Source organism: Undibacterium sp. GrIS 1.8 (assembly GCF_040544445.1).
In the GTDB taxonomy this organism is placed as follows: Bacteria; Pseudomonadota; Gammaproteobacteria; order Burkholderiales; family Burkholderiaceae_D; genus Undibacterium.
In genome coordinates this window covers 82,439-94,054 of the sequence record NZ_JBEONQ010000019.1, presented here as the reverse complement: position 1 = coordinate 94,054, position 11,616 = coordinate 82,439, and the positions used below count along the sequence as shown (strand labels likewise).

Genomic DNA, 11,616 nt, shown 5'->3' with positions numbered 1-11,616 from the left:
GAATTCTTACGACAGCAACTTAAAAATCCGAGTATTACTATGCGTCTTGCATAAACCCGTTTTATTACAAAATTACGCTTTTTGCGTAAGTCCTAATTAAGACAAAATTAAGACTAAATAAATATGAGCAAGCCAGAGCAAAAAGAGCAAGCCGCCTCAAATAATGTAGACGGCGTACCAAAGTTTGGACGTTTATTAATTGTCCTGTTTCTGGCTGTTGCCTTAATTATCTTTATTACCTTTGCAACAGAAGCTTATTACTCTTAAGGTCTCCGATGGTCGGAGGTATGCTATGCAATGATTAATTGAGTCGGCTGATTTAGCTAATGTGATTAATGTAGCTGATGCGTGCTTAAGCGTAATTGATGGTGGATTCATAAAATAAATTAAATAAACAATGGACACTATCCCACTTGGACTTGGCAGTACCACAAAAAAGAGCGAATTTTCTAGCTCCAGCCGGCTTTTAATTTTACAAAGCCTGGTACCGGTTGCGACTACGCGTGTTTCTTCGCAACTAGAGGCGTTTTGCGCGAGGCTGACTGAAGCTTTATTTAAAATTTCTGATCAGACAGTTAGACCCGAAGAGGCGGCTAGTAGCTTTAACGCCTATCAACTGTTAAAAAGAAATAGCACCAACTTTTATCGTCTGGTCGGTGGGCATATCAATGCCGCTCTCGCCAAAGAAGTCAGTACCGTTAACACTCGTAAAAAACCTAAAAAAGAAGACGAAAAACAAGACTTCTCGCTAGTCACGTTTGAGGAGATGGAAAGTAAGGTTCTGATCCGTAATTTGTGCCAGGCGTTGGAAGTCAGTAATGCTGAACAATTGGTGGCACTGAATATTCGTATCGGGCATGTGCTGAGGCGCACTCCCATCAGCGTCTCGCAGAATCCCTTTCGACCAGAGCTTTTTGTGCGTGCGGTTTATCAGGCATGGATGGAGTTTGATACCACGCCGGAATCGCATCACCTGGTATTGCGGCTATTACAGCCTAACCTCTTCATACAACTGGGTCCTATATTGCAAGAAGTAAACGAGGCCTTAGTCGCGCGCGGTATTTTGCCGAATATCAGTGATTCGTTTAAAAAAAATCAGCGAAAAAACGAATTTAGCCGGTCAGACGATATCGCTGACCGCGACCCGTACTTGCACAATAAGCTCAGAAATATTTTTTCTGGGCAGCCTAGTCAGAGCAATATCGGAGGAACATCGGCGCAATCCGGGCAGTCTGGGAAAGAGCATTCTCTTGAGTGGACTGGCAAACAGACGCATACCACTGCCAATCTTAATCAAGCAGATACGGTAACCATAGACCGCCAGTTTTTTGACTATCTGACCAGCATACAAAGAAATAATAATCCAGCGCCCGCTACAGGTAACCGAGACGCATCGCCGCTACGTCAATTGTCGCAGCAAGCAACGGCGGATAGCAACCTGACCCATATCGATCAAAATACCATTGAGCTGTTAGCGCGTATTTTTGACTTTGTCTTCAATGATCCGAGTATTCCTGAAGATATCAAAGGATTGATAGGGCAGTTGCAAATACCGACGCTTAAGGTCGCCTTGATGGACAAGGATTTCTTTTTTAAAGAATCTCATCCGGCTCGGGTTTTGATTGATACCTTAGCTAAGTCCAGTATCTCATTGAGTACAGAGAGTAATAATGACGATCCTTTGTACCAAATGATAGAAGGTATCGTCGAGCGTGTTCAGCAAGAGTTTGATCAGCAAATTGATTTGTTTTCTGACGTGGTTTCTGACTTAGAAACTTTCCTCAAAGATGAAGAGCAAAAAACTGAAGAGGCAATTGTCCAGCCCGTTGCCAACGCGCTCAAGCAAGAAAAAATGCGCCTGGCGCGCGAATTTGCAGAGCATGACGTGTCTTTGCGGGTAGAGACAGGTGAAGTTGCTGGCTTCTTAGAAACCTTTTTACTAGAGCAATGGATACGTATTCTGACCATTGCACACAGTGTAAAAGAGCAAAAGCCGCACGCTCTGGAAAACGCCTTAAAAACGATGGACGACCTGATCTGGAGCTTAAAGCCCAAGAACAGCGCCGAAGAACGTAAGAGCCTGGTCAGTAAATTACCATCGATGCTGACCTTGCTCAATGCCTGGTTAAATGCGATTAAATGGGATGAGCCTGACCGGGTGATCTTCTTTTCTAAACTGGCCGAGCGGCACGCTGCCATTGCCCGCGCCCCGCTGGAGTTTTCACCGCGTCGTCAATTAGAAATCGCGGTGAACATCGCTCAGCGTGCGAGTGAGCGTCGTCTCAATCGTCATGTGCAAGACCAGATTGATCAAACTGATGATGAATGGGTATTGTTGCTGGAGAGTTTGGAAAGAGGCATCTGGATAGACTTTACCCGCAGCAATGGATCTATTGCGAGATTCAAACTAGCGTGGGTTAGCCCAAAACGTACCCGCTATATTTTTACTAATCGTCAAGGGCATGACGCTTTTTCTATTGCTAGTGAAGAGCTGGCAAATAAATTCCGCAATGGAGAAGCGCTGTTAATTTCAGCAGATTCTGTAGTTGACAGAGCGCTGGTCGAAGCTTTGCGCGATCCTCCAAATTAAGCTTGAGCTGTTTAGTTGGTGCCAACAGGATTGCAATTCTGCTCGTCACTAATAATATACTCTCCATTATTTTTATGAAAAATGCCTTATTGTCCAGTAAATACTTGGACAATCTAAAAATACGGGAGGGGAGTATATTTTCTGATTTACTTCATAATCGGTAGTTCTATCTCCATCGTACTGCCAGTTTTAGCGGGGAAATCAATAAAAGCGCTGTCAATCAAATACGGCATTTGCAGATTAATTTCTGGGCTCAATTGCTCGGTACTGGCTTTGATTTCATATAGCTTTTTGCCGCTGACTTTGTCGGCAATGCCAATTTCTAATTGATGTAAATAATAACGTCGCACGCTCAGATCTGACATCAGCATGGTGTCGGTGCGCCCAAAATAGTACGGGGAATAAGGATAACGATAGTAATAGGCTCTCGGGATCAGGCCTCTTCTGAAATGGCTACCCCAGAACGGATCATATAAAGCTAAATCCCAAGGTGCGGAGAATTGGATTTCACTCAAGCCAGTGCCATATTGCATGCTGATTTTAAGCGCCGCATTCGCCTCGCTGCCAGCTTCTGCAAAGCCTAACGTCTGTAATTTGTTACGCAATAACTGTTCATAGCTGTTGTGCTCGGGACTATTTTGTTGCGGCTCTGTGCGCTCGATGACATAGCTTTTATCTTTAATATCGGCTGGCCATTCCTGAAAAACGCTGACTCTGCTCGTTACGCTGGTGGCGCAGCCTGCTAACAACAAGCTCGTTGTCGCCAGTAATAACAAAAGAGATTTTCTGATGAGGGAGGTTCTTTCTGTTTTCATGATCGTGCTCCTGTTTTGCTTCTACATTGTTGCTATGTTGCTTCGATTGTTGTCCCTATTGGTACTCTCTATCTTAGACGATAGAATTTTAAGTTGGTTCTGTCTACGATCTATTATCTGTTTCTCTTTGTAACGGCTTTACTTCTGAACGATGATTTACTCGTCTTAAACGGCGATTCGCTTAACCATATCCTTAAAAATCCACACACTTACCCAAATTTTCTGCGGTAATCATCAAAGCTTGCATGCCTTCCGGCGCAGCTTGGTAAAATGGTAGCCTTTGCTGTGTCTTTAAACTAGTTGCAAAATAGATTAAAGACACAGCACCTATTCTTTTTAGAAGGCTCACCATCACATGCGCACAGACAACAACGATACCGCAGTTACCCCAGTGACGATTTATCGCAAAGATTACATCGCCCCGGGGTATTGGGTAGATACGGTCGAAATGGGTTTCGATCTTGACCCTGACGCTACCCATGTTGCCACCAGAATGGTGATGCGACGTAATCACGATAGCAGCGAAAAAGATATCGTGCTGTTTGGTGAGTCACTCAAATTGCTGCAACTGCGCATGAATGGCGTCAACCTCAAAAAGTCGGCGTACAAAATCGAAGGCGAAACACTACGTATCGCCAATGCGCCAGATGACGTCACGCTAGAAATTGAAACGCTGATCAAGCCAGTCAAAAATACTTCCTTGTCCGGCTTGTACACCTCCAATCAAAACTTCATCACGCAATGCGAGGCAGAAGGTTTCCGCAAAATTACCTGGTTCCCGGATCGTCCTGATGTGATGGCGAAATACACCGTCATGCTACGTGCCGACAAAAAGAAAATTCCGGTCTTGCTGTCTAACGGCAATCTGATTGAAGAAGGTGATCTGGGCGATGGCCGTCACTACGCTAAGTGGGAAGATCCGTTCAAAAAACCTTCTTATTTATTCGCATTGGTTGCGGGTAAATTAGTTTGTCAGGAAGAAAAATACAAACTTAAATCTGGCCGTAAAGTCTTGTTGCAAGTGTGGGTAGAAAACGGCAATCTCGACAAAACCCAACATGCTATGGATTCGCTGAAAAACAGTATCCGTTGGGATGAGGAGCGTTTCGGCCTGGAGTTGGATTTGGATCGCTTTATGATCGTTGCCACTGGCGACTTTAATATGGGTGCGATGGAAAACAAGGGCTTAAATATTTTCAATACAAAGTATGTACTGGCGAATCCACGTGTAGCAACGGACGTTGATTATGCCGGTATTGAATCGGTCGTCGGACACGAATATTTTCATAACTGGACCGGTAATCGCGTTACTTGCCGCGACTGGTTTCAGTTGTCGCTGAAAGAAGGCCTGACAGTATTCCGTGATCAGGAATTCTCTGCTGATCTGGTCGGTACTGCCACTGGCCGCGCCGTAAAACGGATAGAAGATGTGCGCTTGTTACGCCAAGTCCAGTTCTCCGAAGATGCAGGTCCTATGGCGCATCCTGTGCGTCCAGATTCTTTTGTTGAGATTAATAATTTTTATACTGTCACGATTTACGAAAAAGGGTCGGAAGTCGTACGCATGTATTACACCCTGCTAGGCCATGAAGGATTCCGCAAGGGCATGGATTTATACTTCCAGCGCCATGATGGACAAGCAGTCGAGTGTGATGATTTCCGTGCGGCGATGGCGGATTCTTCCGGTCGCAATCTGAAGCAATTTGAGCGCTGGTATAGCCAGTCTGGCACGCCTCGCGTAAAGGTCGTGACGAGCTTTGACGCAGAGGCAAAAACTTATGAAATTAAGCTTAGCCAGTCTTGCCCGGCGACGCCAGGTCAGCCAAAGAAACAGCCATTCCATATTCCTGTTGCAGTCGGTTTGCTGGATGCCGCTGGCAAGGATTTACCATTAAATGTAGAGGGTCAGCCAGCTACGGATAAAACTACTTTAGTGCTGGAACTGACCCAAGCAAGTCAGAGCTTTAAGTTCACTGGCATTGCGCAAGAACCTACGCCATCAATTTTGCGTAATTTCTCTGCACCGGTCATGTTAGAAATTGATTACACCGATGAGCAACTCGGTCATTTGCTGGCACATGACAGTGATCCGTTTAATCGTTGGGAAGCCGGTCAGCGTCTGGCAATACGTCGCTTAGTGAAGCTGACAAACGCAGTACAAAATGCGGAAGTCTTAGAACTGGACAGCATGTTTATCGAAGCGCTGCGGTCCACTTTAAATGACAAAACATTAGATCCGGCTTTCCGTGAACTGGTATTGACCTTGCCATCCGAGGCAATGATCGCAGAAGAGTTTAAGGTGGTCGATCCGCAAGCGATCCATATCGCCAGAAAATTCGTCCGTAGCACTTTGACACAACATCTCAAAGCCGATTTATTGACGACCTATGAAGAGAATTTGACGCCAGGAAAATATAGCCCAGATGCAGTCTCTGCCGCTAAACGGGCGCTAAAAAATCTGGCATTGTCTTACCTGCTGGAGTGGGCGGATGACAGCACATTCGATCTGGCTAAAACCCAGTTTGATGAAGCCGAAAATATGACAGATAGAATTGCAGCGTTGACTGCATTGACGAATTTTTCTGGCTCTGCCAAAAATACCAAAGCTGCTGCACAGGCATTGAATAAGTTCTTCAGAGACTTCAAAAAAGAAGCTTTGGTCATCGACAAGTGGTTTATGTTGCAAGGCACAGCACGCACCACGGATGTGGCAAAAGTGCGCGAGTTAATGAAGCATCCAGCCTTCACTCTGAGTAACCCAAATCGTGCACGTAGTCTGGTGTTTAGTTTTTGCAATGCCAATCCGTCCCGGTTCCATGCGGCGGATGGCAGTGGTTATGCTTTATGGGCAGAATTAGTCATCACTTTAAATAAGATGAACCCACAAGTTGCAGCACGTTTAGCGCGCAGTATGGATCGTTGGAAAAAATATCCCAAGAATTTGCAAGTCCATATGAAGGCCGCTTTGCAAAGTGTTGCCGATACTAAGAAATTATCTAGCGATGTATTAGAAGTGGTGACAAAAGCACTTGCTTCTTAAGTTTCTGTTGAATTGCTGTTGAGCTGTAGTTGAGTTTTAGTTCAGTTGCAGCTGAGTTACAGTTAGCCGATCTAATTTGAATTGTTATGTTGAATCGCCTGTGCGTCGTAATAGTAAACAACGCGGGGGATAAAAAGGAAGCTCATGAAACGTGTCAGTCTGACCCAATATTTGGTCGAAGAACAACGCCTGAATAATTCGATTCCAGCAGAATTGCGCTTGTTGATCGAAGTCGTTGCACGCGCCTGTAAAACCATTAGTCATGCCGTCGGCAAAGGTGCCTTGGGTGAAGTCTTAGGTACTGCTGGCAGCGAAAACATTCAGGGCGAAGTACAAAAGAAATTAGATATTTTGTCTAATGAAATTCTGCTGGAAGCCAATGAATGGGGCGGCCATCTGGCAGCGATGGCGTCCGAGGAAATGGAAAGTATCCACCCAATTCCCAACCGGTATCCTAAAGGCGAATACATGTTGCTGTTCGACCCGCTCGACGGCTCCAGCAATATTGATGTCAATGTTTCCATCGGCACGATTTTCTCTGTGCTCAAGGCGCCAGAAGGCATGGCAGAGCCGACTGAGCAAGATTTTATGCAGGCCGGTAATAAGCAAGTTGCAGCCGGCTATGCTGTATATGGTCCTCAAACTGTGCTGGTGCTCACCACTGGCAATGGTGTGAATTGCTTTACCTTGGATAGAGAAATGGGTTCTTGGGTACTGACTCAACAAAATATGCAAATTCCCGTCGATACTAAAGAATATGCGATCAATGCCTCTAATGCGCGCCATTGGTTGCCGCCAGTGACTCGCTATGTTAATGAGTTACAGGCTGGCGTCACTGGTCCACGCGGTAAAGATTTTAATATGCGCTGGATTGCTTCTATGGTGGCTGACGTGCATCGTATTCTTAACCGTGGTGGTGTCTTCATGTATCCGGCTGATGCGCGTGAACCGGACAAGCCAGGCAAGCTACGTTTGATGTACGAAGCGAATCCTATGTCCTTCATCGTAGAACAAGCGGGTGGCGCATCCACCGATGGCAAGCAGCGTATGCTAGATATTCAGCCAGAGAAATTGCATCAACGCGTACCCGTTTTTCTGGGGTCGAAAAACGAAGTTGAGTTAGTGACTCGTTATCATCAGGAATAGTTTGATAACAGGTAGTCACTGCGAGCCAACGCTGCTGAGAACGTAGCTGACCTGTTGATAGAAAAAGCCCACTTCGTTGTGGGCTTTTTGCTTTTATCGCCGAATCCGGCGCTGTGACTTGGAATTACACTTTTTGGCCTTATATCGGTATAAGTCGTCATCAAAAGTATCACCAATAGCATCATCTATAGCAAAGCAGTCGCAAAGCAAGATAAGCAGAATTTTTTACGAAGAACTATTGTTTTTATATAAATTAATTGCGATTTAAATAAACACACCCAAGCACAACCAAGCCAGAAATAGCCTGTAAATGCCGCCAAGATGCTTGGTTCGCATCTAAATTGGTACCGTCGTTTATACTCTGCTCTTCACGTTGTCACTGCAAGTTGTTGTGGTGATAACAGCTAGATAAGCTTTATACATGTTTATATTTGTTTAAACCCGTTTTAGACATGTTTTACAGATAAGAAGTAACGAGTCATCAAGACTCCTAAAAAGAATCAATCGCGAGAACCTTTATGTCCAGCCACCCATCGCCTGCAAGTACGCTCGCAGGTAATCCAAAATCTAACGACAGCAATGCCAGCAACCCGAGCAGTAGCTCAGGTCAGGATTTGGATTATGTTACCTCCTGCATTTTGCCAACGACGTGGGCAACTTTTCAGATGCATGCTTTTTTTGAGCCAGCCACCGGCAAAGAACATATTGCGCTGACCTTGGGTGATGTCGCCAACGGCGACCCCGTATTAGCCCGGATTCACTCAGAATGTCTGACCGGCGACGCCTTATTTAGCCAGCGCTGCGATTGTGGTCCGCAGCTGGAACTGGCATTGCAAAAAATCGCCCAGGAAGGCCGCGGCGCTTTGCTGTATCTGCGCCAAGAGGGACGCGGTATTGGCTTGCTAAACAAAGTACGTGCGTATCACTTGCAAGACTTGGGTGCCGACACGGTAGAAGCCAATCAACAACTTGGGTTTGCTGCAGATTTACGTAACTACAGCCTGTGCGATCCTATGCTCAAGCATCTGGGCATTAGCTCGCTGAAACTGATGACGAATAATCCACGCAAAATCGCCGCGATGGAAGGATTAAACGTCGCGGTCACAGAGCATATTCCTCTAGTGATCAAACGCAATCCCCACAATGATCGCTATCTGAGTACTAAGGTCACCAAGCTGGGACATTTGATACAGCCAGAGCTGTAATCATTGCGCTATGTAGTTAAAAATAAATCGTTGAAAAACGAACCTCCAATACTATTGCGGCTTCTGGCATGAAAACATGTCAGAAGCCGCAATAGTATTGGACACCTAAAAGTGAAATTTTTTATCAGTCTCGATAACTAATATCTTTTCGCACAACGATGTTTGCGTTGATATTTTCCATTTCAGTCAACATCTTACTCAAGATGATTAATAAATAATCAGGCGTTCAAATATCCAGGCGGTACCAATAATCAAAGCGGATATGGAAGTCATCGGCTTAATCAACTCGGTTAAGTTGAGACGATTTAATAACGTCATGCGCGCTAGCTGATGCAATACTGTCCCAAGCGCGAGTAGCAGCAACAGAAAAAGCGCTTGACCTAGTTCTATACCAAGGTTAAATCCGAGCAGACTCATTAAACGGTACGAGCCGTGCAAACCCATGTCGGTGATCGATGAGGCAAAGCCCAGGCCGTGGAGTAAGCCACAAGCAAAGACAATGCTGAATCGCTGTAAAACTGCGGCATGGCGTTGCCACAAATTGAGTACTGCCATCAGTACGATACTCGCTGCTATCAATGGTTCTATGATTTTGGCTGGCGCGTGTACCCAACCCATCAGCGATAGTGTCAGCGTCACACTGTGGGCGATGGTGAAACTGGTGAGTACCCCCAGCCAATAACGCCAGCCAGCAGTTGCCACGATAATGGTGAGCAGGAACAGTAAATGGTCAAAGCCCAGCAAAATATGCTCGCAGCCGATGACGATGTAGTCAGTGAATACCTGCCAAGGTCCACGAAAAAACTGATGTTGCGGATGGTTCGCCCGGAGAATGATCGCCTCGGTCTCTTGACCACGTATCGCTTTAATGGCGAACTGTTGTTCGTTTTCTAGCGTGCCAAACAAATCAGTCTCTATACGCAGGGTTTTTGGGGCCGCATTGAAACGTATCTTCATTAGTACCAAAAACTGCGTGGCACCGATCGTGTCGTCTCTTGTGTCGATATCGGTATGCTGACTGAATTCGCTGGGCTCTGTACTGATTTGTATAAAATCTACTCTCCCTTGATCCTTATCGTCAAACATGCGCAGTCTTTGTTTTATCAATTGCTCTATCGCTACGCGATGCAATTGCAGTTCTACCTCGGACAAGCGCTTATCGTGATTGTCATCAATCTTGTTATCCGACTTGACCAAGGCAGATACTGGTACGGAGAATACGATGAACGCAGCATCGTCCAGTATATTCACCGTACCCTGTTGCGCTGGCATCAGATGGGCCAGCGCATTTGGCCCCGCCAAAATCATGACTGTTGTGAGCAGCAGTCTAAGTACAGACTTATACAAATAACTGAACATATCACCACGTCTGTCGCTATGCATAATCTGCAATGTAAGCGGCATTATTGAGAACCCTTAATGCAGCGCTGGATGAATGGAAAAGTATCCGTTATGAAGTAGTGGTAAATCCCGTTGGGAAACTCTGGTGTGACGCCGGTGCGGCCGTTGCATTCATCCAGATCACCTAAGCCCGGCACATATTCATAATCTGAGGTAAATGTGCCCATAGGGAAGATGGCAACCGAAGGTCGGCCAGCATCTGGCGTGGCTTCTTTGCGATAACTTGAGGTTACCAATTTGATCGCGGAGTTGGCATCGTTTGCAGAGGAGTAGCCGTAACGCGCATAAATGGGGAAGCCATCGATAGCAAATCCGACCAGGGTCATTGCTTTACCCTTATTCAGCTTGGTGACGTATGCCTCCGGCACACCATGATAGTGATATTGGCCATTGGGTTGTACATGGGCGTTGCTCTCATCGGTGCCAAAGACAAAGGCACCGCCAATCGCTTCTAGTACCCAAGGGTCTTTACCGTTCACCATCACACAGCCACCGCCATTGGCGGTGGAGGTTGCTGTGGAGGAGCACGATCCTGCAGTTCCTGGATCAAGCTTGACGCTATTTAGTACATAGCCAATATTGCTCATATTGACGCCAGCGGAAGAGGTGACAGCTGGTTTTGCCGGCATATTGATTACAATATTTTGCGTAGAGATCGGTGTAGCAAAGTTACCCGATGTGACGGCATGGTCAGGGATGCCGTTACCAGTGAGTGTGCGGATAGTGCTGGTACAACTCCAGTTAGAAATGCTATTCGCCATCACTTTAGCGCTGCTATTGAATGCGTTATAGCTCAGTGCACATGCCACACCATTAGTCGAACCGGTATTGCTGCTGGGTGCTATGGGGATTGCCGCCACCGGCACCGAAGGCGTGCTGCTTCCAGCTGAATTTTTTGCAGTAACGCTGCACGAATAAGTAGTGCCATTGTTTAATCCCGACACGCTGACAGGGCTTGCTGTTGCTGTACCGTTTATCGTTATACCGGGAGTGCTGCATGCTGCTGTATAGGAAGTGATAGCGGCACCACCATTAGACACTGGTACGGTAAAAGCGATACTGACACTAGCGTTACCCGCAGTGCTGATTAGAGCAGTCGGGGCACTTGGTACGGTTACGGCGCTAGTTCCGGTACCAGCACTTGTAGATGTGCCCGCGTTCGTGCCCGAGGTCGGTATAGGCGTTGTGCTGGCACTGCCGCCACAGGCGGTGAGTGTGATGGCGATTAAGGGTGTGAATATAGAGTGAATAAAGTTACTCATGAGGGCTCTCCAGAATAATTAAAACAGTTACCGTGAATGCTTAGTTTGGTTATAAACAGTGTAGAAGAAGAAAAGTCGAAATTAATGACATCTTCGTCATTCAGGCGGTTACGTTATCGGGAGAGGGGAGGGGTCCTACTTATTGCCTGGCGTTTGA

At 46.2% G+C, this 11,616-nt stretch carries 8 protein-coding genes; 5 read left to right on the top strand and 3 right to left on the bottom strand.

The genetic code is table 11. From position 1 onward, the window contains the following. The first annotated feature begins 123 nt into the window (after positions 1 to 123). On the top strand, positions 124 to 267 hold the full coding sequence (locus AAKU64_RS11115) for a hypothetical protein (protein WP_354331171.1): 144 nt from the start codon (positions 124 to 126) through the stop codon (positions 265 to 267). A gap of 130 nt (positions 268 to 397) precedes the next feature. Beyond that, entirely contained in the window at positions 398 to 2,590 is a 2,193-nt protein-coding gene (locus tag AAKU64_RS11110) for a DUF1631 family protein (protein WP_354331173.1), read from the top strand. Positions 2,591 to 2,736: 146 nt separating this feature from the next. On the opposite strand, the gene AAKU64_RS11105 is transcribed toward AAKU64_RS11110, so the two are convergent. Next, positions 2,737 to 3,405 carry a DUF4136 domain-containing protein gene (locus tag AAKU64_RS11105; RefSeq protein ID WP_354331175.1) on the bottom strand — a complete coding sequence of 223 codons (669 nt, stop codon included), beginning with the start codon at positions 3,403 to 3,405 and terminating at the stop codon, positions 2,737 to 2,739. A 355-nt stretch (positions 3,406 to 3,760) separates the two neighbouring features. On the opposite strand from AAKU64_RS11105, the gene pepN reads away from it, so the two are divergent. From pepN to ribA, 3 genes are all read left to right on the top strand, one after another. Continuing rightward, positions 3,761 to 6,445: an aminopeptidase N gene (pepN, locus tag AAKU64_RS11100; protein WP_354331177.1), complete on the top strand. Its 2,685-nt coding sequence runs from the start codon at positions 3,761 to 3,763 to the stop codon at positions 6,443 to 6,445. 144 nt (positions 6,446 to 6,589) lie between these two features. Beyond that, positions 6,590 to 7,591, top strand: coding sequence for a class 1 fructose-bisphosphatase (locus AAKU64_RS11095; protein WP_322117889.1), 1,002 nt, complete (start codon positions 6,590 to 6,592; stop codon positions 7,589 to 7,591). 518 nt (positions 7,592 to 8,109) lie between these two features. Continuing rightward, positions 8,110 to 8,796, top strand: coding sequence for a GTP cyclohydrolase II (gene ribA, locus AAKU64_RS11090; RefSeq protein ID WP_354331179.1), 687 nt, complete (start codon positions 8,110 to 8,112; stop codon positions 8,794 to 8,796). Positions 8,797 to 9,003: 207 nt separating this feature from the next. On the opposite strand, the gene AAKU64_RS11085 is transcribed toward ribA, so the two are convergent. Both AAKU64_RS11085 and AAKU64_RS11080 read right to left on the bottom strand, forming a co-directional pair. Then, positions 9,004 to 10,200, bottom strand: a complete 1,197-nt coding sequence (locus AAKU64_RS11085) for a HupE/UreJ family protein (protein WP_354331181.1) — start codon at positions 10,198 to 10,200, stop codon at positions 9,004 to 9,006. After that, the gene (locus tag AAKU64_RS11080) at positions 10,200 to 11,459 is read right to left on the bottom strand and encodes a YHYH protein (protein WP_354331183.1); all 1,260 of its coding nucleotides are present in this window, start codon (positions 11,457 to 11,459) and stop codon (positions 10,200 to 10,202) included. The genes AAKU64_RS11085 and AAKU64_RS11080 overlap by 1 nt, the downstream gene beginning before the upstream one ends. Positions 11,460 to 11,616 lie beyond the last annotated feature (157 nt).